Annotated in this window: 23 protein-coding genes; 2 read left to right on the top strand and 21 right to left on the bottom strand. The window is 60.3% G+C overall.

The window, feature by feature from the left end:
* Positions 1-393: 393 nt before the first annotated feature.
* From glmS to rpmH, 21 genes are all read right to left on the bottom strand, one after another.
* Positions 394-2,229 (bottom strand): glutamine--fructose-6-phosphate transaminase (isomerizing), encoded by a 1,836-nt coding sequence (gene glmS / locus F3J43_RS19750; RefSeq protein WP_166890672.1) that lies wholly within the window; start codon positions 2,227-2,229, stop codon positions 394-396.
* Between the two features lie 11 nt (positions 2,230-2,240).
* Positions 2,241-3,005, bottom strand: coding sequence for a DeoR/GlpR family DNA-binding transcription regulator (locus F3J43_RS19745; protein ID WP_166890667.1), 765 nt, complete (start codon positions 3,003-3,005; stop codon positions 2,241-2,243).
* A 173-nt stretch (positions 3,006-3,178) separates the two neighbouring features.
* The gene (gene glmU / locus F3J43_RS19740; RefSeq protein WP_166890664.1) at positions 3,179-4,546 is read right to left on the bottom strand and encodes a bifunctional UDP-N-acetylglucosamine diphosphorylase/glucosamine-1-phosphate N-acetyltransferase GlmU; all 1,368 of its coding nucleotides are present in this window, start codon (positions 4,544-4,546) and stop codon (positions 3,179-3,181) included.
* Positions 4,547-4,668: 122 nt separating this feature from the next.
* The gene (locus F3J43_RS19735; protein WP_011536500.1) at positions 4,669-5,088 is read right to left on the bottom strand and encodes a F0F1 ATP synthase subunit epsilon; all 420 of its coding nucleotides are present in this window, start codon (positions 5,086-5,088) and stop codon (positions 4,669-4,671) included.
* Positions 5,089-5,132: 44 nt separating this feature from the next.
* Complete coding sequence (gene atpD / locus F3J43_RS19730; RefSeq protein ID WP_023628563.1) at positions 5,133-6,509, bottom strand: F0F1 ATP synthase subunit beta; 1,377 nt, start codon at positions 6,507-6,509, stop codon at positions 5,133-5,135.
* Positions 6,510-6,536: 27 nt separating this feature from the next.
* On the bottom strand, positions 6,537-7,397 hold the full coding sequence (atpG, locus tag F3J43_RS19725; RefSeq protein WP_023628562.1) for a F0F1 ATP synthase subunit gamma: 861 nt from the start codon (positions 7,395-7,397) through the stop codon (positions 6,537-6,539).
* Positions 7,398-7,445: 48 nt separating this feature from the next.
* Positions 7,446-8,990 carry a F0F1 ATP synthase subunit alpha gene (atpA, locus tag F3J43_RS19720; protein WP_038707082.1) on the bottom strand — a complete coding sequence of 515 codons (1,545 nt, stop codon included), beginning with the start codon at positions 8,988-8,990 and terminating at the stop codon, positions 7,446-7,448.
* A gap of 21 nt (positions 8,991-9,011) precedes the next feature.
* On the bottom strand, positions 9,012-9,548 hold the full coding sequence (locus F3J43_RS19715) for a F0F1 ATP synthase subunit delta (protein WP_023628561.1): 537 nt from the start codon (positions 9,546-9,548) through the stop codon (positions 9,012-9,014).
* Between the two features lie 12 nt (positions 9,549-9,560).
* The gene (locus F3J43_RS19710; RefSeq protein WP_023383136.1) at positions 9,561-10,031 is read right to left on the bottom strand and encodes a F0F1 ATP synthase subunit B; all 471 of its coding nucleotides are present in this window, start codon (positions 10,029-10,031) and stop codon (positions 9,561-9,563) included.
* A 58-nt stretch (positions 10,032-10,089) separates the two neighbouring features.
* Entirely contained in the window at positions 10,090-10,347 is a 258-nt protein-coding gene (gene atpE / locus F3J43_RS19705; RefSeq protein ID WP_003097235.1) for a F0F1 ATP synthase subunit C, read from the bottom strand.
* A gap of 143 nt (positions 10,348-10,490) precedes the next feature.
* Entirely contained in the window at positions 10,491-11,360 is an 870-nt protein-coding gene (gene atpB / locus F3J43_RS19700; protein WP_166890661.1) for a F0F1 ATP synthase subunit A, read from the bottom strand.
* Positions 11,361-11,376: 16 nt separating this feature from the next.
* Positions 11,377-11,784, bottom strand: coding sequence for a F0F1 ATP synthase subunit I (locus tag F3J43_RS19695; protein ID WP_011536507.1), 408 nt, complete (start codon positions 11,782-11,784; stop codon positions 11,377-11,379).
* Positions 11,785-11,933: 149 nt separating this feature from the next.
* On the bottom strand, positions 11,934-12,806 hold the full coding sequence (locus tag F3J43_RS19690; protein ID WP_166890658.1) for a ParB/RepB/Spo0J family partition protein: 873 nt from the start codon (positions 12,804-12,806) through the stop codon (positions 11,934-11,936).
* Positions 12,807-12,815: 9 nt separating this feature from the next.
* A complete protein-coding gene (locus F3J43_RS19685) occupies positions 12,816-13,607 on the bottom strand; it encodes a ParA family protein (protein WP_166890655.1) in 792 nt (263 codons plus the stop codon).
* Between the two features lie 18 nt (positions 13,608-13,625).
* Positions 13,626-14,276 carry a 16S rRNA (guanine(527)-N(7))-methyltransferase RsmG gene (rsmG, locus tag F3J43_RS19680; RefSeq protein WP_166890652.1) on the bottom strand — a complete coding sequence of 217 codons (651 nt, stop codon included), beginning with the start codon at positions 14,274-14,276 and terminating at the stop codon, positions 13,626-13,628.
* Entirely contained in the window at positions 14,273-16,165 is a 1,893-nt protein-coding gene (gene mnmG, locus F3J43_RS19675) for a tRNA uridine-5-carboxymethylaminomethyl(34) synthesis enzyme MnmG (RefSeq protein ID WP_166890649.1), read from the bottom strand. The genes rsmG and mnmG overlap by 4 nt, the downstream gene beginning before the upstream one ends.
* A 546-nt stretch (positions 16,166-16,711) precedes the next feature.
* Complete coding sequence (gene mnmE / locus F3J43_RS19670) at positions 16,712-18,082, bottom strand: tRNA uridine-5-carboxymethylaminomethyl(34) synthesis GTPase MnmE (RefSeq protein ID WP_166890645.1); 1,371 nt, start codon at positions 18,080-18,082, stop codon at positions 16,712-16,714.
* 87 nt (positions 18,083-18,169) lie between these two features.
* Positions 18,170-19,852: a membrane protein insertase YidC gene (yidC, locus tag F3J43_RS19665; RefSeq protein ID WP_166890641.1), complete on the bottom strand. Its 1,683-nt coding sequence runs from the start codon at positions 19,850-19,852 to the stop codon at positions 18,170-18,172.
* Positions 19,853-19,854: 2 nt separating this feature from the next.
* Positions 19,855-20,043 (bottom strand): membrane protein insertion efficiency factor YidD, encoded by a 189-nt coding sequence (gene yidD, locus F3J43_RS19660; RefSeq protein WP_502706621.1) that lies wholly within the window; start codon positions 20,041-20,043, stop codon positions 19,855-19,857.
* Between the two features lie 49 nt (positions 20,044-20,092).
* Entirely contained in the window at positions 20,093-20,494 is a 402-nt protein-coding gene (gene rnpA / locus F3J43_RS19655; protein WP_353618260.1) for a ribonuclease P protein component, read from the bottom strand.
* Positions 20,495-20,510: 16 nt separating this feature from the next.
* A complete protein-coding gene (gene rpmH / locus F3J43_RS19650; protein ID WP_003253163.1) occupies positions 20,511-20,645 on the bottom strand; it encodes a 50S ribosomal protein L34 in 135 nt (44 codons plus the stop codon).
* 581 nt (positions 20,646-21,226) lie between these two features.
* Here rpmH and dnaA point away from each other — a divergent pair.
* A complete protein-coding gene (gene dnaA / locus F3J43_RS19645; RefSeq protein WP_166890635.1) occupies positions 21,227-22,756 on the top strand; it encodes a chromosomal replication initiator protein DnaA in 1,530 nt (509 codons plus the stop codon).
* A gap of 40 nt (positions 22,757-22,796) precedes the next feature.
* Positions 22,797-23,900 (top strand): DNA polymerase III subunit beta, encoded by a 1,104-nt coding sequence (gene dnaN / locus F3J43_RS19640; RefSeq protein ID WP_166890632.1) that lies wholly within the window; start codon positions 22,797-22,799, stop codon positions 23,898-23,900.
* Positions 23,901-23,909 lie beyond the last annotated feature (9 nt).

The following is a 23,909-nucleotide window of genomic DNA, read 5'->3' as shown; positions in this document are numbered from 1 at the left end:
AGGACATCGGGCGATATCTCATGCAGCGGTACAACTGGACACGGCCACATCAGTACAACGGTTTCGTGCCGCCGGCGGTTGCTGAGGAAAAACTCAATTCTGTGTCCGGGAATTGTTGACCACTACAGGCGGGTGCCGAGCTGATGGAAGGTCAGCGGGATGTCGATGTGCCAGCTGAGGTGCAAGTTACGCCGCACGTATGACGCGAGCGATTCGTCAGGCTGAATGGGCAAAGGCATTGAGGGCGCCAAAGCAGGTTACGTGAGAGGAAACGGGAGAAAGGAAGGCTGTCTAGAGAGAGGAAGCCAGGGGCGGCTCCCTCTCTGCGACAGTTTTTAATCTCAGAAACAGTTTTTAATCTTCAAGATCAGCAGCAAGACGACAACCGCAGCGTTACTCCACTGTCACCGACTTGGCCAGGTTGCGCGGCTGGTCGACGTCGGTGCCCTTGAGCACGGCGACGTAGTACGACAGCAACTGCAACGGGATGGTGTAGAGGATCGGCGCCAGGGCGTCATGGATGTGCGGCACCTTGATCACATGGGTGCCTTCACCGTTGCTCATGCCGGCCTGCTCATCGGCGAACACCACCAACTCGCCACCACGGGCACGGACTTCCTGCAGGTTCGACTTGAGCTTTTCCAGCAGTTCGTTGTTCGGCGCCACGGTGACCACCGGCATGTCACTGTCGACCAGGGCCAATGGGCCATGCTTGAGCTCACCGGCTGGATAGGCCTCGGCGTGGATATAGGAGATTTCCTTGAGCTTGAGCGCACCTTCCATCGCCACCGGATACTGGGCACCACGACCGAGGAACAGGGTGTGGTGCTTGTCGGCGAACAGCTCGGCAGTCTTCTCGACTACGTCATCCATCGCCAAAGCCTCGCCCAGGCGAGCCGGCAGGCGGCGCAGCTCTTCCACCAGTTCGGCTTCGACACCGGTCGCAAGAGTACCGCGCACCTGGCCCAGGGCCAGGGTCAGCAGCATCAGCGACACCAGCTGGGTGGTGAAGGCCTTGGTCGAGGCAACACCGATTTCCGGGCCGGCCAGGGTCAGCAAGGTCAGGTCGGATTCACGCACCAGCGAGCTGATGCCGACGTTGCAGATGGCCAGGCTGCCGAGGAAGCCCAGTTCCTTGGCGTTGCGCAACGCAGCCAGGGTATCGGCGGTTTCGCCGGACTGGGAGATCGAGACGAACAAGGTGTCTGGCTGTACCACCACCTTGCGGTAGCGGAACTCGCTGGCGACTTCCACCTGGCATGGGATGCCGGCCAGGCCTTCCAGCCAGTAACGGGCGACCATGCCGGCGTGGTAGCTGGTACCACAGGCAACGATCTGCACGTTGCGCACCTTGGCAAACAGCTCGGCGGCCTGCGGACCGAAGGCCTGGACCATCACGTTGTCCTTGCCCAGACGACCTTCGAGGGTGCGTTGCACCACGCTCGGCTGCTCGTGAATCTCCTTGAGCATGAAGTGGCGGTAGACACCCTTGTCCGCGGCTTCGGCACCTTCGTGGTACTGCACGGTCTCGCGCTGGACGGCGTGACCGGCCTGGTCCCAGACACTCACGTGGTCACGGCGGATTTCGGCGATATCGCCTTCTTCCAGGTACATGAAGCGGTCGGTGACCTGGCGCAGGGCCAGTTGGTCGGAGGCCAGGAAGTTCTCGCCGTGGCCCAGACCGATCACCAACGGGCTGCCGCTGCGGGCAGCGACCAGACGATCCGGCTGGCGGGCACTGATCACCGCCAGGCCATAGGCGCCATGCAGGCGCTGGACCGCGGCCTTGAGCGCATCGGTCAAGTCCGGCACGGACTTGAGCAGGTGGTGGATCAGGTGAACGATGACCTCGGTGTCGGTTTCCGAAGTGAATACGTAACCCAGGCCCTTGAGTTCTTCACGCAGGGCTTCGTGGTTCTCGATGATGCCGTTGTGCACTACCGCCACATCGTTGCCGGAGAAGTGCGGGTGGGCGTTGCGCTCGCTCGGCGCACCGTGGGTCGCCCAGCGGGTGTGAGCGATACCCAGGTGGCCAGCCAGCGGTTCGGCGGCGACGGCGGCCTCGAGCTCGCTGACCTTGCCGATACGGCGGCGGCGCTCGAGCTCGCCCTGCTGGCTGAAGACGGCCAGACCGGCGCTGTCATACCCGCGGTATTCCAGACGCTTGAGGCCTTCGATAAGAATGGAGGTGATATTGCGCTCGGCAACGGCGCCAACGATTCCACACATGGGTTTTGCTCCTAGCTGATAGCGGCGCAGATGAGATTGATGCCGCGGGCTTGAATCTGGTCGCGCGCCTCGACAGGCAGGCGATCATCCGTAATCAGGGTACTGACGCTGCCCCAAGGCAGCTCCAGGTTGGGGATCTTGCGGCCGACCTTGTCGGACTCGACCATCACGATGACCTCCCGGGCCACTTCGGCCATGACCCGGCTCAGCCCCAGCAGTTCATTGAAGGTGGTGGTGCCACGCTCCAGGTCGATGCCGTCGGCACCGATGAACAACTGATCGAAATCGTAGGAGCGCAGCACCTGCTCGGCGACCTGGCCCTGGAACGACTCCGAGTGCGGGTCCCAGGTGCCGCCGGTCATCAGCAGTACCGGTTCGTGTTCCAGTTCGCTGATGGCACGGGCGACATTCAGCGAGTTGGTCATCACCACCAGGCCTGGCTGGCGTCCCAGTTGCGGAATCATCGCCGCAGTGGTGCTGCCACTGTCGATGATGATCCGCGCATGCTCGCGGATGCGTGTCACCGCCGCACGGGCGATGGCCTGCTTGTACAGCGACACCGGCTGGACATTGTCGAGCAGTTCCTGAGGCACCGGCACGGCACCACCATAGCGGCGCAGCAGCAGGCCGTTGGCTTCGAGGGCGGCGAGGTCCTTGCGAATGGTCACTTCGGAGGTTTCGAAACGCTTGGCCAAGGCATCGACACTGACCTCACCCTGCTCATTGAGCAAGGCAAGGATGTTGTGGCGACGCTGGGGGGTGTTTCGTTTCGACATTTGGCTCGTAAGTTTCGTTTCGAAAGTTAAGTGTTGCAATCAAAACCTAACAATGGCCCTTCGTCAAGTCGGACGTGCGTTTTCCGATGCATGACCCCTGCTCGGACAGCGCCAAATAAAAAAGCCGACTTATTCACATAAGTCGGCCATTTCCATCAAGCGCTGTGTATAACTCAGCTCTTCTTGATTTTCTCCGGACGCTTCCAGCCGTCGATGTTGCGCTGGCGAGCGCGGGCAACTGCCAGTTGTCCGGGCTCGACCGCCAGGGTGATGGTCGAGCCTGCCGCCGTGGTGGCACCGGCCTCGATTTCCACAGGTGCCACCAAAGAGTTGTTGGAGCCGATGAACACATCCTCGCCCATCACCGTACGGAACTTGTTCGCACCGTCGTAGTTGCAGGTGATGGTGCCGGCACCGATGTTGCTGCGCGCGCCGATCTGGGCGTCGCCCAGGTAGGTCAGGTGACCAGCCTTGGCACCCTCGCCCAGGTGAGCATTCTTCAGCTCGACGAAGTTACCCACATGGGCCCGGGCTTCCAGCACACTGCCCGGACGCAGGCGCGCGAACGGGCCGGCATCGCTGCCCTCGCCCATCACAGCACCTTCTATATGGCTGTTGGCCTTGATCACCACGCCCTTGCGCAGGGTGCTGTCCTTGATCACGCAGTTTGGGCCGATCTGCACGTCGTCCTCGATCACCACCTTGCCTTCGAGGATCACGTTGATATCGATCAGCACGTCGCGACCGACGGTTACTTCGCCACGCACGTCGAAACGCGCCGGATCGCGCAGGGTCACGCCCAAGGCCATCAGCCGGCGGCTTTCGCGCAGCTGGTAATGACGCTCGAGCTCGGACAGCTGGCGGCGGTCATTGGCCCCCTGCACTTCCATCGGATCGTGTGGCTGCTCGGTGGCGACCACCAGGCCATCGGCCACGGCCATGGCGATCACGTCGGTCAGGTAATACTCGCCCTGGGCGTTGTTGTTGGACAGGCGGCCCATCCAGTCGGCCAGGCGCGCGGCAGGCATGGCGAGGATGCCGGTATTGCCTTCCTTGATTGCCTTCTGCGCTTCGCTGGCGTCCTTGTGCTCGACGATCGCGGTGACCTTGCCCTGCTCGTCACGGACGATGCGGCCATAGCCGGTGGGGTCGGCCAGGTTCACGGTCAACAGGCCCAACTGGCTGGCGCTGACCTTGGCCAGCAGGCGCTGCAGGGTTTCCACCTCGATCAACGGTACATCGCCGTACAGTACCAGCACCGTGTCGGCGGTAATGGCAGGCAACGCCTGAGCAACGGCATGGCCGGTGCCCAGCTGCTTGTCCTGCATGACGAAATTCAGATCGTCAGCAGCAAGGCGATCACGCACCAGTTCGGCGCCATGACCAATGACCACATGAATGCCCTTGGGCTGTAGTTGGCGCGCGCTGTGGATAACGTGGCCAAGCATGGAGTTGCCGGCCACCGGGTGCAGCACCTTGGGCAGCGCGGAACGCATGCGGGTACCTTGGCCTGCGGCGAGAATGACGATATCGAGGGACATTGACTGGCTACCAATCCTGGGCGGTCAGGGATGTGACCAAAAGGGAAAATCGGAAAAAGAAAAAGGGTAGCCGAGGCTACCCTTTAACTCAATCACAGCAGAAGTAAACGGCCAAGGCCGGATTACTTGCCTTTGCGCAATTGCTGGACAGTACGCAGCTGAGCTGCAGCCTCGGCCAGACGTGCGGCAGCAGCACCGTAGTCGAAGTCCGAGCTTTTCGCATTCAGCGCATTCTCAGCAGCCTTGAGGGCTTCCTGAGCCTGAGCTTCGTCCAGGTCGGCAGCGCGCTGCACGGTGTCGGCAAGAACCTTGACCATGTTCGGCTGCACTTCGAGGAAGCCACCGGAGATGTAGAACACCTCACGATCGCCACCTTGCTTGGTCAGCGTGATCGGACCAGGCTTGAGATTGGTGATCAGCGGCGCGTGGCCTGGAGCGATACCCAGATCGCCCAGGTTGCCGTGCGCTACTACCATCTCGACCAGGCCGGAGAAGATCTCTCCTTCCGCGCTGACGATATCGCAATGGACTGTCATAGCCATCTGCTTGCCTCAACCTGATTAGCGCCCCTTGCGGGGCGCCGGGATTACAGTTTCTTGGCTTTCTCGATCGCTTCGTCGATGCTGCCGACCATGTAGAACGCTTGTTCTGGCAGGTGGTCGTAGTCACCTTTGAGGATGCCGCTGAAGCCAGCGATGGTGTCCTTGAGCGAAACGTACTTGCCTGGCGAGCCGGTGAAGACTTCGGCCACGAAGAACGGCTGCGACAGGAAGCGCTGGATCTTACGAGCGCGGGCAACCAGTTGCTTGTCGGCTTCGGACAGTTCGTCCATACCCAGGATCGCAATGATGTCCTTCAGCTCTTTGTAACGCTGCAGAACATACTGAACGCCACGAGCGGTGTCGTAGTGCTCGGTGCCGATCACGTTCGGGTCCAGCTGGCGCGAAGTCGAGTCCAGTGGGTCGACCGCTGGGTAGATACCCAGGGAAGCGATGTCACGGGACAGAACGACGGTGGCGTCCAGGTGGGCGAAGGTGGTCGCTGGCGACGGGTCGGTCAGGTCGTCCGCAGGTACGTATACGGCCTGGACGGAGGTGATCGAACCTTCCTTGGTCGAAGTGATACGCTCTTGCAGAACGCCCATCTCTTCGGCCAGGGTCGGCTGGTAACCTACTGCCGAAGGCATACGGCCCAGCAGTGCGGATACTTCGGTACCGGCCAGGGTGTAACGATAGATGTTGTCGACGAACAGCAGAACGTCGTTACCTTCGTCACGGAACTTCTCAGCCATGGTCAGGCCGGTCAGCGCTACGCGCAGACGGTTTCCTGGTGGCTCGTTCATCTGACCGTAGACCAGCGCTACCTTGTCGAGAACGTTGGAGTCCTTCATCTCGTGGTAGAAGTCGTTACCCTCACGAGTACGCTCACCCACACCAGCGAACACGGAGTAACCGCTGTGTTCCATGGCGATGTTACGGATCAGTTCCATCATGTTGACGGTCTTGCCGACGCCGGCACCACCGAACAGACCAACCTTACCACCCTTGGCGAACGGGCAGACCAGGTCGATAACCTTGATGCCGGTTTCCAGCAGGTCGTTGCCGCCTGCCTGGTCAGCGAACGAAGGCGCTGGCTGGTGGATACCGCGACGCTCTTCTTCGCCGATCGGGCCGGCTTCGTCGATCGGGTTGCCCAGGACGTCCATGATACGGCCCAGGGTTGCCTTGCCGACAGGTACCGAGATGGCAGCCTTGGTGTCGACGACATCCAGACCACGCTTCAGACCTTCGGTCGAGCCCATCGCAATGGTACGAACCACGCCGTCGCCCAGCTGCTGCTGAACTTCCAGGGTGGTTTCCGCGCCTTGTACTTTCAGCGCGTTGTAAACACTCGGCACGGCATCACGTGGGAATTCCACGTCGATGACGGCGCCGATGATTTGAACGATACGTCCGCTACTCATAGCTGGATCCTCTGAATTTTTGAACCGTTAAACCGCGGCAGCGCCGCCGACGATTTCCGAGATCTCCTGGGTGATCGCAGCCTGACGCGCCTTGTTGTAGATCAACTGAAGCTCTTTGATCAAATCACCGGCGTTGTCTGTGGCGTTCTTCATGGCGATCATCCGGGCCGCTTGTTCAGCAGCGTTGTTCTCGACCACCGCCTGGTACACCTGCGACTCCACGTAACGCACCATCAAGCCGTCCAGCAGCTCTTTTGCGTCGGGTTCGTACAGGTAGTCCCAGTGGTGCTTGAGTTCCTGATCCGGGGTTGCCACCAACGGTACCAACTGCTCGACCGTCGGTTTTTGGGTCATGGTGTTGATGAACTTGTTCGAAACCACCGAGAGGCGATCGATACGGCCGTCGAGGTAGGCGTCCAGCATCACTTTGACGGAGCCGATCAGATCGTTGATCGATGGCTCTTCGCCCAGGTGGCTGATCGCGGCTACGACGTTGCCGCCAAAGATGCGGAAGAAAGTCGCACCCTTGCTGCCGATCACGCACAGGTCGATTTCAACGCCCTGCTCGCGGTTTTCGCCCATGTCCTTGACCAGGGCCTTGAACAGGTTGGTGTTCAAGCCACCGCACAGACCACGGTCACTGCTCACCACGATATAACCGGCGCGCTTTACAGGGCGCTCGATCATGAACGGGTGGCGGTATTCCGGGTTGGCGTTGGCCAGATGACCGATCACCTGGCGGATACGCTCCGCGTAAGGACGGCTAGCAGCCATGCGCATTTGTGCCTTGCGCATCTTGCTGACCGCCACTTTCTCCATGGCGCTGGTAATTTTTTGCGTGCTTTTGATGCTCGCAATCTTACTGCGAATCTCTTTTGCGCCTGCCATGTATCACCTATCAGGTTAGCAAGCGGGGGCCGGAGCCCCCGCTGCGGCTTACCAGGTCTGGGTGGCCTTGAACTTCTCGATACCGGCTTTCATGCCAGCGTCGATTTCGTCGTTGAAGTCACCCTTCACGTTGATCTTGGCCATCAGTTCGGCGTGATCACGGTTGAAGTAGGCAATCAGAGCTTGCTCGAAGCTGCCAACCTTGGAGACTTCTACGTCGGTCAGGAAACCACGCTCAGCGGCGTACAGCGACAGGGCCATGTCGGCGATCGACATTGGCGCGTACTGCTTCTGCTTCATCAGCTCGGTAACGCGCTGACCATGCTCCAGCTGCTTGCGGGTAGCCTCGTCCAGGTCCGAAGCGAACTGGGCGAAGGCCGCCAGTTCACGGTACTGGGCCAGGGCGGTACGGATACCACCGGACAGCTTCTTGATGATCTTGGTCTGGGCGGCACCACCAACACGGGATACCGACACACCGGCGTTAACGGCAGGACGGATGCCTGCGTTGAACATGGCCGATTCCAGGAAGATCTGACCGTCGGTGATCGAGATCACGTTGGTCGGAACGAACGCGGAAACGTCGCCAGCCTGGGTTTCGATGATCGGCAGAGCGGTCAGCGAGCCAGTCTTGCCAGTTACGGCACCGTTGGTGAACTTCTCGACGTACTCTTCGGAAACGCGCGATGCACGCTCCAGCAGACGGGAGTGGAGATAGAACACGTCGCCTGGGTACGCTTCACGTCCTGGTGGACGGCGCAGCAGCAGGGAGATCTGACGGTAGGCAACGGCCTGCTTGGACAGGTCATCGTAAACGATCAGGGCGTCTTCACCGCGGTCACGGAAGAACTCGCCCATGGTGCAGCCGGCGTAAGGCGCCAGGAACTGCAGTGCGGCGGATTCCGAGGCACTGGCAACGACCACGATGGTGTTGGCCAGGGCGCCGGCTTCTTCCAGCTTGCGAACGATGTTGGCAACGGTGGAGCGCTTCTGGCCGACTGCAACATAAACACAGAAAATACCGGAGTCTTTCTGGTTGATGATGGCGTCGATGGCCATGGCGGTCTTGCCGATCTGACGGTCACCGATGATCAGCTCGCGCTGGCCACGGCCGACAGGGATCATGGCGTCGACGGACTTGTAGCCAGTCTGTACAGGCTGGTCTACCGACTTACGCCAGATTACGCCTGGAGCTACTTTCTCGACCGCGTCGGTCTGGGTGTTGCCCAGAGGACCTTTGCCGTCGATCGGGTTACCCAGTGCGTCGACGACGCGACCCAGCAGTTCCTTACCAACCGGAACTTCCAGGATGCGACCGGTGCACTTGGCGCTCATGCCTTCGGCGAGGGTGTCATAGGCACCCAGGATCACTGCACCTACGGAGTCTTGCTCCAGGTTCAGGGCCATGCCGAATACGCTGCCAGGGAACTCGATCATTTCGCCGTACATGACGTCGGCCAGACCGTGGATCCGCACGATGCCGTCGGAAACCGAAACGACGGTACCTTCGTTACGGGCTTGGGAGCCGACATCGAGGTTGTCGATGCGGCCCTTGATGATTTCACTAATTTCGGAAGGATTGAGTTGCTGCATTGCTCTGCTGCCCCTTCAAACTCAAGATTTCAAGGCTTCGGCCAGTTTCGCGATTTTCCCGCGAACCGAACCGTCGATTACCAGGTCGCCAGCGCGGATGACGACGCCGCCGATCAGGCTGGCATCCTCCGACGCGTGCAGGCGCACTTCCTGGCCTAACCGTGCACTGAGAACCTTGGCGAGTTTGTCTTGCTGTTCTTGGTTCAACGCAAAAGCACTGGTGACTTCCACGTCCACGGATTTCTCTTGCTCGGCCTTGTACAGGTCGAACAGAGTCGAAATCTCCGGCAGAAGCAGGAGACGTTCGTTTTCCGCGGCAACATGAATGAAATTCTGTGCCTTGGCGTCAAACTTGTCACCGCACACTTCAATGAATGCGGCGGCCTTTTCTGCGCTAGTCAGTTGCGGGGCCTTGAGCAGGCGCTGCATGGTGTCGTCTTGCGACACCGCAGCAGCCAGGCCGAGCATGGCTGACCAATTGGCCAGTTGCTGATGGGCCTGGGCATGCTCGAAGGCAGCCTTAGCGTAAGGTCGGGCCAACGTGGTCAGTTCTGCCATGATCGCCCTCGCTTAAATTTCAGCGGCCAGTTTGTTAACCAGCTCCGCATGCGCGTTTTGATCGATTGTGGCGCCAAGGATCTTTTCAGCACCGCCAACGGCCAGGGCACCCACTTGGGCACGCAGGGCGTCTTTGACGCTGTTCAGTTCCTGTTCGATCTCGGCTTGAGCCTGAGCCTTCACACGGTCAGCTTCGACGCGAGCCTGTTCACGGGCTTCCTCGACAAGCTGAGCAGCGCGTTTCTTGCTTTGCTCAATGATTTCGGCTGCCTGTGCCTTCGCTTCACGCAGTTGCTGACCCGCTTTTTCTTGGGCCAGCTCCAGGTCGCGAGCTGCGCGGTTGGCAGCGTCCAAGCCGTCGGCAATCTTCTTTTGGCGCTCTTGCAGAGCAGTGATGACCGGAGGCCATACGTACTTCATGCAGAAGAGTACAAAAATCAGAAAAGCAACGGATTGGCCAATCAGGGTTGCATTAATGTTCACGCCAACACCTCGCTCGGTCTTTGTCCATCACACCAATCAACTCGTAAGAAACGAGTGATTAGCCGGCGATCTGACCAACGAAGGGGTTTGCGAAGGTGAAGAACAGAGCGATACCAACACCGATCATGGTTACGGCGTCGAGCAGACCGGCAACGATGAACATTTTGACCTGCAGCATCGGAACCATTTCTGGCTGACGAGCAGCACCTTCCAGGAACTTGCCGCCCAGCAGGCCGAAACCAATGGCGGTACCCAGGGCACCCAGGCCGATCAGCAGAGCAACAGCGATAGCGGTCAGACCAACTACAGTTTCCATCTTTCCTCCCGACTTTTACGTCGTATTGGTTAGGTTTTTAGTTTGAAGCGGTAAAACAAATCGTTAGGTACAGCTGCCCTTGCGGACTTTTAAAGCCCTCCCCCCGAACCGGCGGGGAAGGCTATCAGACACGCCAGGCGGTCTTAATGGTTATCTTCGTGAGCCATCGACAGGTAGACGATGGTGAGCATCATGAAGATGAAGGCTTGCAGGGTGATGATCAGGATGTGGAACACGGCCCACGCCCACTGCAGCACCACACCCAGGCCGCTGAGCCAGAGGATGCCGGCGCCGAACATCACGGCGATCAGGATGAACACCAGTTCGCCGGCGTACATGTTGCCGAACAGACGCAGTGCCAGCGAGATCGGCTTGGCGATCAGGGTGACGAATTCGAGCAGGAAGTTCACCGGGATCAGCAGGATCTGCACGAAGATGTTCTTGCTGCCGAACGGGTGCAGGGTCAGCTCGCCGAGGAAGCCGCCCAGGCCCTTGATCTTGATGCTGTAGAAGATGATCAGGGCGAACACGCAGAAGGCCATGGCCAGGGTCGCGTTCGGGTCGGTGGTCGACACCGCGCGGAACGGAATGTGCGGATCACCGGAAATCAGCATGGCCAGCTGAGGAATCCAGTCGACCGGTACCAGGTCGATGGCGTTCATCAGGAAGACCCAGACGAAGATGGTCAGTGCCAGCGGGGCGATCACCGGGCTGCGGCCGTGGAAGGAGTCCTTCACGCTGCCATGGACGAAGTCCACCATGACCTCGACGAAGTTCTGCAGACCACCAGGCTGGCCGGAAGTGGCCTTCTTGGCTGCCATGCGGAAAATGAAGAGGAAGATCAGACCCAGCGCAACGGACCAGCCCAGGGTGTCCAGGTGGAACGCCCAGAAGCCCATTGCCTTGGCTTCTGCAGCCGAATGGGCGAAGCCCCAGCTGCCGTCTGGTAGTTGACCGTAGGTCAGGTTCTGCAAGTGGTGCTGGATATAGCCCGAAGCGGTTTCTGCTGCCATGGTTGCCTCAAACGCCCTAAGGTCTCGAAAGTCTTTTATTCATCAGCAGGGGCGCGAACCAGCTGACCAAAAGGGTCAGCACGAAGACGCCGAATACTGCCAACGGCGCCAATGGCTTCACTCCTGCGAAGGTCAGTGCGAACAGCACTGCCGTCAAAATCATCTTGCCTGCCTCGCCTGCGTAGAACGACTTGACGATGGCCTGCGCCGCCCGGGCTCCGCTGAAGCGAAAAGCCTTCCAGGCGAAATACACATTGGGCAGCCAGGCAATCAAGCCTCCGCAGAGACCTGAATATCCACTGACCACCCCTTTCCACTGCCACAACACCAACGTTGCCAGCAGCAGCACGACAAATTGAGCCAGCAGTACCGGAAAAACCGCCCAGCGATGGAAAGGCAGGCGGTTTGGCGTGCGGATTTCCATCACAACTGCTCCTCGATAGTCGACCGCCCAGTCAGCAATGACTTGGCATAATTTGTGCCGACAAAATGCGCGCAGAGTATAGGGGTGGATTAACCCCTATTCAACTATTGGGTAGTGATTTCCGACTGCGCGCTACAACGGGAATTGTTTCAGCGGATGTGAGCAAGCACACCCTGCAACTCGTCAAGGGAGTTGTAGCGAATGACAAGTTGGCCCTTGCCCTTGTTGCCGTGACGGATTTGCACCGCCGAGCCCAGGCGCTCTGCCAGACGCTGTTCGAGGCGCGCAATGTCCGGATCAGTTTTGCTCGCTTCCACCGGCTCAGGCTTGCCGTTGAGCCACTGGCGCACCAGTGCCTCGGTCTGGCGCACGGTCAGTCCGCGTGCGACAACGTGACGCGCCCCTTCTTCCTGACGATCTTCCTCGAGACCGAGCAAGGCACGGGCGTGGCCCATTTCCAGGTCGCCGTGGGCGAGCATGGTCTTGATCGCCTCGGGCAGCGAGATCAGGCGCAGCAGGTTGGCCACGGTCACCCGCGACTTGCCGACGGCATCGGCCACCTGCTGCTGAGTCAGCTCGAACTCCTGCTGCAGGCGCTGCAGGGCCAGGGCTTCTTCCAGCGGATTGAGGTCCTCACGCTGGATGTTCTCGATCAGCGCCATGGCGATGGCAGCTTCGTCCGGCACCTCGCGGACCATGGCCGGAACCGTGTCCAGGCCGGCCTGCTGGGTAGCGCGCCAGCGCCGTTCACCGGCGATGATCTCGTAGCGGTTGTCGCCGATCGGGCGAACCACGATCGGCTGCATGACGCCGTGGGTGCGGATCGAGTGCGCGAGTTCTTCCAGCGCCTGCGGATCCATGTCGCGACGCGGCTGGTACTTGCCGCGCTGGATCAGCTCAACCGGCAGTTGTTGCAGTTCTTTCTGGTCGATCTTGACAGCCTGCGCCTCGAGCGCGCTGACGGAAGGACCACTGAGCAGTGCATCCAACCCACGTCCGAGACCGCGTTTCTTGATGGCCATGCGGATTCCTTAAGTTGTTTGTGCAGTGCGTGATGGACGGCGCTGACGGCGTACCAGTTCCCCGGCCAGCGCCAGATAGGCCAGCGCGCCGCGGGACTGCTTGTCGTACGCCAGCGCCGGCATGCCGAAGCTCGGCGCCTCGGCCAGGCGGATATTGCGCGGGATGACCGTGTCGTACAGCTGGTCGCCGAAGTGCTCCTTGAGCTGCGCCGAAACATCGTTGTTCAGGCTCAGGCGCGGGTCGTACATGGTCCGCAGCAGGCCTTCGATCTTCAGCTCCGGGTTCAACCGGGCGGCGATGCGCTTGATGTTATCCACAAGGTCGCTGAGACCTTCCAGCGCGTAGTACTCGCACTGCATGGGGATGATCACGCCATCGGAGGCGACCAGGGCATTGAGGGTCAGCATCGACAGCGACGGCGGGCAGTCGATGAGGATGTAGTCGTAGTTCTCGCGGATCGGCGCCAGAGCGTTGCGCAGGCGACTCTCCTTCATCTGCATCTCGAGCAGCACCACCTCGGCGGCGGTCAGGTCGCGGTTGGCCGGCAGCAGCTGGAAACCACCATGCTCGGAATAGTGCATGGCCTGGGTCAGGTCGCACTCCCCGATCAGCAGGTCGTACACCGAGTGCTCGAGCTCGTGTTTATCCACACCGCTGCCCATGGTGGCGTTGCCTTGTGGATCGAGGTCGATCAGCAGCACGCGACGCTTGGTCGCGGCCAGCGATGCGGCGAGATTGATGCAGGTGGTGGTCTTGCCCACACCACCTTTCTGGTTCGCGATTGCGAATACCTTAGCCATTGTTGCGTGTGTTCCCAGTCATGCCTTGCGGCGCAGTATCAGCAGATGGCGCTGGCCCTGGCAACCTGGAACGGTCAGGGCCTGCTCGCTTTCCACTGTGAAGTCTGCGGGCAATGCTACCAGTTCATCGGCAGGATGCAGCCCCTTCATTGCAAGCCATTGCGTACGGGCGTCACCCAGGTGGCGGGTCCAGTTGGTGAAATTCTCCATGCTGCTGAAGGCGCGGGAGATGATTCCGCAGAACGGCTGCTCGGGCTGCACGTCCTCGACACGGTTGTGGATAACCGTGAGGTTGTCCAGTTTCAGCTCCATCTTCACCTGGGTCAGGAAGCGGGTCTTCTTGCCGTTGCTGTCGAGCACCGTCACCTGCTTGTGCGGGTGCAGGATGGCCAGCGGGATGCCCGGCATGCCGCCACCACTGCCGACGTCCAGCCAGCGCTGGGTGTCGTGAGGGATGAATGGCATGACACTGAGGCTGTCGAGCAGATGGCGCGAGACCATCTCGTCCGGATCGCGCACCGCGGTCAGGTTGTAAGCCTTGTTCCATTTGATCAACAGGGCCAGGTAGCCCAGCAGCAACTCGTGCTGCTGCGCGCTCAACTCGACACCGAGCTGGCGCGCGCCTGTGGACAACTCTTCGGCGTGTTGCGGGGTGACCAGGGAACTCAAGCGCTTTGCTCCAATTCGCGGCCTGCGCCGCGTTTTTTCAAGTGAATCAGCAACAGGGAGATCGCCGCCGGGGTGACGCCAGGAATACGCGAGGCCTGGCCCAGGGTCTCGGGACGTGTCTGCCCGAGCTTGCCCTGGATTTCCTTGGACAGCCCGGAAATCGTGGTGTAGTCGATATCCACAGGCAAGCGGGTGTCTTCGCTGGCACGCAGACGGGCGATCTCTTCCTGTTGGCGATCGATGTAACCGGCGTACTTGGTCTTGATCTCGACCTGTTCGGCGACCTGTGGATCGATCACTTCACCTTCGGTCGCCTCGATCAGCCCAGCGTAGTCGACTTCCGGGCGAGCGAGCAGGTTGAGCAGGCTGTACTCATGGGCCAGCGGCGTGCCGAACTTATCCACAATGGCCTGGCCTTGCGGCGTACCCGGGCGTACCCAGGTGCTCTTCAGGCGCTGTTCCTCGCGCTCGATGCCTTCGCGCTTGGCGCAGAACGCCGCCCAGCGCTGGTCGTCGATCAGGCCCAGTTCGCGGCCTTTCTCGGTCAGACGCAGGTCGGCGTTGTCCTCGCGCAGGATCAGCCGGTATTCGGCACGCGAGGTGAACATGCGGTACGGCTCCTGGGTACCGAGGGTGATCAGGTCGTCGACCAGCACTCCGATGTACGCCTCGTCACGGCGCGGGCACCAGCTTTCGCGGCCCTGGGCGCGCAGCGCGGCATTGGTCCCGGCCAGCAGGCCCTGGGCGCCGGCCTCTTCGTAGCCGGTGGTGCCGTTGATCTGTCCGGCGAAGAACAGGCCACCGATGACCTTGGTCTCGAGGCTGTACTTGAGGTCTCGCGGGTCGAAGTAGTCGTACTCGATGGCATAGCCCGGCCGAACGATGTGCGCGTTCTCCATGCCTCGGATCGAGCGGACGATCTCCAACTGCACGTCGAACGGCAGCGAGGTCGAGATGCCGTTGGGATAAAGCTCGTGGGTGGTCAGGCCTTCCGGCTCGATGAACACCTGGTGGCTTTCCTTGTCGGCGAAACGATGGATCTTGTCTTCGATCGACGGGCAGTAGCGTGGGCCGATGCCTTCGATCACCCCGGAGTACATCGGCGAACGGTCGAGGTTCGAGGCGATGATCTCGTGGGTACGGGCATTGGTGTGGGTAATCCAGCAACTGACCTGTCGCGGGTGCATCTCGGCATTGCCCATGAACGACATCACCGGGATCGGCGTGTCGCCGGGCTGCTCGGTCATCACCGAGAAGTCCACCGAGCGGCCATCGATACGCGGCGGGGTACCGGTCTTCAGGCGACCGACGCGCAGCGGCAACTCACGCATGCGGTTGGCCAGGGCGTTGGCGGGAGGGTCGCCGGCGCGGCCGCCGGAATAGTTCTGCAGACCGATGTGGATAAGTCCACCGAGGAAGGTGCCGCTGGTCAGGACCACGGAGTCGGCGAAGAACCGCAGGCCCATCTGGGTGACCACACCCTTGACCTGGTCCTGCTCGACGATCAGGTCGTCGCAGGACTGCTGGAATATCCACAGGTTCGGCTGATTTTCCAGGATCTCGCGCACCACCGCCTTGTAGATAGCGCGGTCGGCCTGCGCACGGGTGGCGCGTACGGCCGGGCCCTTGCGGTTGTTCAGGATGCGGAACTGGATGCCGCTCTTGTCGGTGGCCAGCGCCATGGCGCCGCCGAGCGCATCGATTTCCTTGACCAGGTGGCTCTTGCCGATGCCACCGATGGCCGGGTTGCAACTCATGTGACCGAGGGTTTCCACGTTATGGGTCAGCAGCAGGGTTTTCACCCCCATGCGTGCAGACGCAAGCGCAGCCTCGGTACCGGCATGGCCGCCGCCGATGACGATCACTTCAAAACGGGAAGGGAAATCCACCACGCACCTCGTGCCTGTTTTTGCGAATAGAGAAGGTAAGCGGACAAGTATAGGGACTTCCTCCCCTTCAAAGAAACCGTCTGAGCAAAATTTGATCAGTCTGTGGATGAGTGGCAGACAGAAGTAAACAAAGAGGAAAAATTTATAAAAGCTTTGTTTTTATGTTTATTCTTAGGCGCCTATCCACATGTGGATAAGTGCATACAGCCCAATGTTGGCAATGCCTACAGGATTTCATAACCCTGTGTCTGGAGGGGCCTGAGGGGTATGGATAACCGCGTGTAAGCTGTGGATGAAAACGCTTGTTACCCACAGGCCGGTTTGTCCTCAGAAAAAAAGCCGTGTTATCAACGGAGCTGAAGGTGAGTTTTCCACAGAGCTTAGATGCACGACAGCGCACCTGTTGATGAAATCGCTTTCCTCCTCAACGCGATGAATGGCATTGGCTTTGCCGTTTTCTGGGCCATGTCAGCCTCACGCACTTGAATCGCAGGCAAAAAAAAGCCGCTCCTGGATAGGAGCGGCCCTGGAATCCCAGCCTGTGGACTATTTTCCGATGCAGAAACTCGAGAAAATGCGCCCGAGCAGGTCATCGGAACTGAATGCCCCGGTGATTTCCCCCAGCGCCTGTTGGGCCTGACGCAGATCTTCGGCCAGCAATTCACCCGCACCGGCCAGCGTCAGCTGGGCATGTCCATGTTCCAGGTGTGTACTGGCCTGGTGCAGGGCCTCCAGATGCCGGCGACGAGCACTGAAGCTGCTCTCTGCCGTCTGTTCATAACCCATGCATGCCTTCAGGTGGTCACGCAGCAGGTCGAGGCCCGTGTCGCTGTCACGCGCGCTGAGAGTGATGGTCACATGACCGTCATCGCTTTGTTCCAGGCCAACCTGCTCACCGCTGAGATCCGCCTTGTTGCGAATGAGCGTGACCTTGGCAGGATCGGGACGCTGATCGAGGAACTCCGGCCACAATGCGAACGGATCGCTGGCCTCGGGTGCCGTCGAGTCCACCACCAGCAGGACACGATCCGCTTCGCTGATGGCCTTGAGGGCGCGTTCGACGCCAATTTTTTCCACATGATCATCGGTATCGCGCAGGCCGGCAGTGTCGACCACGTGCAAAGGCATGCCATCGATGTGGATATGTTCGCGCAGGATGTCCCGGGTCGTGCCGGCGATATCGGTGACGATAGCTGCCTCGCGCCCGGCCAGCTGGTTGAGCAGGCTGGACTTGCCTGCGTTCGGGCGCCCAGCAATAACCACGGTCATGCCGTCACGCAGCAAGGCCCCCTGCCCAGCCTCACGCTGTACGCTAGCCAACTCGGTGCGCACATCGTCAAGCATCCTCAGCACATGGCCATCGGCGAGGAAGTCGATTTCCTCCTCGGGGAAGTCGATGGCCGCTTCGACGTAGATACGCAGTGCGATCAGCGCCTCGGTAAGGCCGTGGACGCGCTTGGAGAACGCCCCTTGCAGCGAACGCAAGGCATTGCGTGCCGCCTGGGCCGAGCTGGCCTCGATCAGGTCGGCGATAGCCTCGGCCTGGGCCAGGTCGAGCTTGTCGTTGAGGAACGCCCGCTCGCTGAACTCACCCGGACGCGCCAGGCGGCAACCCAGCTGCAGACAACGTTGCAGGAGCATGTCCATCACCACCGGTCCACCGTGGCCCTGCAGTTCGAGCACATCTTCGCCGGTGAACGAATTCGGTCCAGGGAAGAACAAGGCGATGCCTTCGTCCAGGACCAGCCCATCGGCGTCGCGGAACGGGCCGTAATGGGCGTGGCGCGGGGTCAGGCTACGGCCGGTGATGGCCAGGCCGGCCTGGCTGGCCAACGGCCCGGACAGCCTGACGATACCGACGCCGCCGCGGCCCTGGGCGGTGGCGATGGCGGCTATGGTTTCACGCACAGTGTTCATGCTCGAAAGCCTCTACAACGAAATCGACAGATAGCAAAAACGCCCCACTAGGGGGCGTTTTTATTCACAGGCAAACCAGGTTGCCCGTCAAGCGGCAGCTTTCTTGGTCGCTGCCTCGATGCTGCGGGTGATGTACCACTGCTGTGCGATCGACAGGCAGTTGTTCACAACCCAGTACAGCACCAGACCAGCCGGGAACCACAGGAAGAAGAAGGTGAAGATGATCGGCATCATTTTCATGACCTTCGCCTGCATCGGATCCGGCGGAGTCGGGTTCAGGCGCTGCTGGATGAACATGGTGGCACCCATGATGATCGGCAGGATGAAGAACGGATCCTTGATCGACAGGTCGGTGATCCACAGCATCCATGGTGCCTGGCGCATCTCGACGCTTTCCAGCAGTACCCAGTACAGCGACAGGAAGACCGGCATCTGCACCAGGATCGGCAGGCAGCCGCCCAGTGGATTGATCTTCTCTTTCTTGTACAGCTCCATCATCGCCTGGGACATCTTCTGGCGATCGTCACCGAAGCGTTCCTTCAGCGCAGCGAGCTTCGGCGCCACGGCACGCATGCGCGCCATCGAACGATAGCTGGCGGCCGACAACGGGAAGAACAGGCCCTTGATGAGCATGGTCAGGACGATGATCGACCAGCCCCAGTTGCCCAGCAGGCTGTGGATATGTTGCAGCAGCCAGAAGATCGGCTGGGCGATGAACCACAGGAAGCCGTAGTCGACGGTCAGTTCCAGGCCAGGGGACAGCTCCTTGAGCTTGGACTGGATCTTCGGACCGGCGTACAGCATGGCGCTGGTCTCGACCTTGCCACCGGCAGGCACGTTCAGGGCCGGGCCGGTGTAGCCGATGATGTAGTTGCCCTGGCTGTCCTTGCGAGTCTGGACGGCGTTGTTGTCCGACTTGCTCGGGATCCATGCGGTCACGAAGTAGTGCTGCAGCCAGGCGACCCAACCACCGGTGACGTTTTCCTTCAGGCTGCCCTTGTCGATGTCTTTCATCGACACTTTCTTGTACGGCTCGGAAGCTGTCCACAGGGCGGCACCCAGGTAGGTAGCGGTGCCGGTAGCGGTGCTCGACGACGGGTCAGAGCTGGCGTCACGCTTGAGCTGGGCAAACATGTTGCCAGTCCAGGCCTGGTCGCTCTGGTTGTCGATCAGGTAGCTGACCGTCAGGTCGTACTCACCGCGCTTGAAGCTGAAGCGCTTGATGTAGTTGACGCCGTGTTCACTGAACTTCAGGTCGACGACCATCTGGTCCTGGCCATCGGCCAGTTGGAAGCTCTTCTGTTCGGCGGCATACAGCGGGCGACCGGTGGCGCGGGCGTCCGGGCCGTTGGCTCCGGTCAGGCCGCTTTGTGCCAGGTAGACACGCTCGCCACCGTTGTCGAACAACTGGAACGGAATGTCCGGATGGTCCTGGCGACGTGGGTACTTGGGCAGGGTCAGCTGGACGATGTCACCACCGACTGGGTCGATAGCCAGGTCCAGGACATCGGTCTTGATCCGGATCAGGTCCTTGCTGACCGCGACCGGTGCAAGTTCCGCAGGGCTGGATTCGGCATTGGCGCTCGGCACATCGGCGCTGGCGCCGGAATTGCCGGCCGGCACGGTATCCGGCAGGGCCGGGGCAGCGTGGCTGGCAGCAGTATTCTGAGTCGGCAGGGCAGCCTGGCCGTAGTCCTGGTTCCACTTGAGGACCATGACGTAGGACACGATTGCCAGGGCGACGATCAGGATCGTGCGTTTAATATCCATGATTACTCGGCTATCGAAGAAGTTCGGGAGGAAGGAGCTGGTGGAACGGGGTCGAAACCGCCGTCGTTCCACGGATGACAACGCCCCAGGCGACGAACGGCCAGCCACCCACCACGCAAGAGGCCATGGGTTTCGATGGCTTCATACGCGTAACAGGAACAGCTGGGATAGAAACGACAGTGACTGGCCATCAGTGGACTGATGGCGTAACGGTAGAACTGGATCGGAACGAGTGCCAGTTTACGCATCGTGACTGTCTACCCCTGCGGGATCGGCATTGACCGCTGGAGAGGGCCGACTGCGGACCAGTCGCTTCCAGAGCTTGCCAAAGTGTTGGTGCAATTCTGGGTTTTCTACTTCGCCCAACCCCTTGCGCGCGACGATCACGATGTCCAGACCAGCCAACAGCTGCTGGTTCAGGCGAAACGAATCGCGCATCAGGCGTTTCAGGCGATTGCGCTGAACGGCGAGCTTGACGCTCTTCTTGCCGATCACCAGGCCGAGGCGCGGATGATCGAGGCCATTCTCGCGGGCAAGGATAAGCAGGTTTTTCCCTGGAACCTTGCCGGTTGGGGAGTCGAAGACCGCTTTGAAGTGTCGGGGTGTAAGCAGTCGCTTTTCCCGACTGAAGTCCTGACTCACCACCTGTGCCGAAAAATCAAATTGCCAGACGCTTACGGCCTTTGGCACGACGACGCGACAGAACAGCGCGGCCGTTCTTGGTGGCCATACGGGCACGGAAACCGTGGGTGCGTGCGCGCTTGATGGTGCTTGGTTGGAAAGTACGTTTCATGGCGTGTTACCTGGGTTTGTCGACAACGGGCCGGAATGGCCCCCTTTTTAAGAGATCGGCGATTCTAGAGAAAGCAAGCCAATAGGTCAATTTCCAACCAGCCTTTCCTTATGGAAGGTCAGGATCGATCTGTTGCCAGGTTTTGCTTGATGGACCAGACAGAGAGACATCAACATGAAAAAAGAAAGAGGCATATAAAAAGCTTTTCTGAAGAACTTATAAAGCTTAAGTGGATAACCTTCTGTGGATAACTGCCTTTAGGCCTTGATCTGCGCCATGTACAGAGATTCGAAACCTTGTCGGTAACAGGTGTTCTCTCTGTGTGGGACATGCGCAAAAGCTGTGTAGAGAATGGCACCTTATCCACAGCTGATTTATCCACAGAGCTGAGCCCAGGGTTGTGCATAGCCCTCAATGGCGTTTATCCACAGGGCTTATTCACATACATTGATGCTGTTTACGTCGTTTTTTGGCGTGTATGCCTCGTCCTCTAGTACCTCCACGTGTGGATAACTGCTCGCCCGCCCGGTACAATGGCGGTTTGTTTTTGCCTCATCCGGCTTTCAACTCAGGGGATATCCGTGTCAGTGGAACTTTGGCAGCAGTGCGTGGAGCTTCTGCGCGATGAACTGCCTGCCCAGCAATTCAACACCTGGATCCGTCCGCTACAGGTCGAAGCCGAAGGCGACGAGTTGCGCGTCTATGCGCCTAACCGCTTCGTCCTCGATTGGGTCAATGAAAAGTACTTGGGTCGCCTGCTCGAACTGCTGGGTGAGAACGGCAATGGCCTCCCCCCCGCGCTCTCTCTATTAATAGGCAGCCGTCGCAGCTCCGCGCCGCGTGCCGCTCCCAACGCACCAGTCAGTGCCGCAGTGGCTGCGACGTTGGCACAACAGACGCAGCCCCAGCAGCCGATCGCGCCTGTTGTCAGCGTGCCGGTGGGAGAACCCGTGGCCGAGCCGGTGCAGGGCGAGATTGAAGAAGCCGCCTCACGCGACAGTTTCGACAGCATGGGCGAAACACCGGCGGCCCCTGCCGTCAGTGGTCGCACCGAAGCACGCACGGTGCAGGTCGAAGGCGCGCTCAAGCACACCAGCTACCTGAACCGCACCTTCACCTTCGAAACCTTCGTCGAAGGCAAGTCGAACCAGCTGGCCCGCGCGGCGGCCTGGCAAGTCGCAGACAATCCCAAGCATGGCTACAACCCTCTCTTCCTTTATGGCGGCGTGGGCCTGGGTAAGACGCACTTGATGCATGCTGTGGGTAACCACCTGCTCAAGAAGAACCCGAACGCGAAGGTGGTCTACCTGCATTCGGAGCGTTTCGTCGCCGACATGGTCAAGGCCTTGCAGTTGAACGCGATCAACGAGTTCAAGCGCTTCTATCGTTCGGTCGACGCGTTGCTGATCGACGACATCCAGTTCTTCGCCCGCAAGGAGCGTTCCCAGGAAGAGTTTTTCCACACCTTCAATGCCCTGCTCGAGGGCGGTCAGCAGGTGATCCTCACCAGTGACCGCTATCCGAAGGAAATCGAAGGCCTGGAAGAGCGCCTGAAGTCGCGCTTCGGCTGGGGCCTGACCGTGGCTGTCGAGCCACCGGAGCTGGAAACCCGGGTCGCGATCCTGATGAAGAAGGCCGACCAGGCCAAGGTCGAGCTGCCACATGATGCAGCGTTCTTCATCGCCCAGCGTATCCGCTCCAATGTGCGTGAGCTCGAAGGCGCCCTGAAGCGGGTGATCGCTCACTCGCACTTCATGGGCCGTGACATCACCATCGAATTGATTCGCGAATCGCTGAAAGACTTGTTGGCGCTGCAGGACAAACTGGTGAGTGTGGATAACATCCAGCGCACCGTGGCCGAGTACTACAAGATCAAGATCGCCGATCTGTTGTCCAAGCGCCGTTCGCGCTCTGTCGCGCGCCCGCGCCAGGTGGCCATGGCATTGTCGAAAGAGCTGACCAACCACAGTCTGCCGGAGATCGGCGACATGTTCGGCGGCCGCGACCATACCACCGTGCTGCACGCCTGCCGCAAGATCAACGAATTGAAGGAATCCGACGCGGACATCCGCGAGGACTACAAGAACCTGCTGCGCACGCTGACGACCTGATGGCCGTCTGCGCAGCTAATTGAAGGCAAGGGACTAGACCATGCATTTCACCATTCAACGCGAAGCCCTGTTGAAACCCCTGCAACTGGTCGCAGGCGTCGTCGAGCGCCGCCAGACCTTGCCGGTCCTGTCGAACGTGCTGCTGGTCGTGCAAGGCCAGCAACTGTCGTTGACCGGCACCGACCTGGAAGTCGAGCTGGTTGGCCGTGTACAACTTGATGAGCCGGCCGAGTCGGGCGAGATCACCGTACCCGCGCGCAAGCTGATGGACATCTGCAAGAGCCTGCCCAGCGACGTGCTGATCGACATCAAGGTCGACGAGCAGAAGCTGCTGGTCAAGGCCGGCCGTAGCCGCTTCACCCTGTCGACCCTGCCGGCCAACGATTTCCCGACCGTGGAAGAAGGCCCAGGCTCGCTGACCTGCAACCTGGAACAGAGCAAGTTGCGCCGTCTGATCGAGCGCACCAGCTTCGCCATGGCCCAGCAGGACGTGCGCTATTACCTCAACGGCATGCTGCTGGAAGTCTCCACCGACACCCTGCGCGCCGTCGCCACCGATGGCCATCGCCTGGCCCTGTGCGCCATGCAGGCCCCGATCGGCCAGGCCGAGCGTCACCAGGTGATCGTGCCGCGCAAGGGTATCCTCGAGCTGGCGCGCCTGCTGACCGAGCCGGAAGGTATGGTCAGCATCGTCCTGGGTCAGCACCATATTCGCGCCACCACCGGTGAGTTCACCTTCACCTCCAAGCTGGTCGACGGCAAGTTCCCGGACTACGAGCGCGTGCTGCCAAAGGGTGGCGACAAGCTGGTGCTTGGCGATCGCCAGGCCCTGCGCGAAGCGTTCAGCCGTACCGCGATCCTGTCCAACGAGAAATACCGCGGCATCCGTCTGCAACTGGCCGCCGGCCAACTGAAAATCCAGGCCAACAACCCGGAGCAGGAAGAGGCGGAAGAAGAGATCAGTGTCGACTACGATGGCAGCTCGCTGGAGATTGGCTTCAACGTCAGCTACCTGCTGGACGTGCTGGGGGTCATGACTACCGAACAGGTTCGCCTGATTCTGTCGGACTCCAACAGCAGCGCCTTGCTGCAGGAAGCAGGCAATGACGACTCGTCCTACGTTGTCATGCCGATGCGTCTGTAACCTGTAGCA

This window comes from Pantoea sp. Cy-639 (assembly GCF_011752525.1).
Taxonomy (GTDB): Bacteria; Pseudomonadota; Gammaproteobacteria; order Pseudomonadales; family Pseudomonadaceae; genus Aquipseudomonas.
This window is presented reverse-complemented; position numbering and strand designations above follow the sequence as displayed.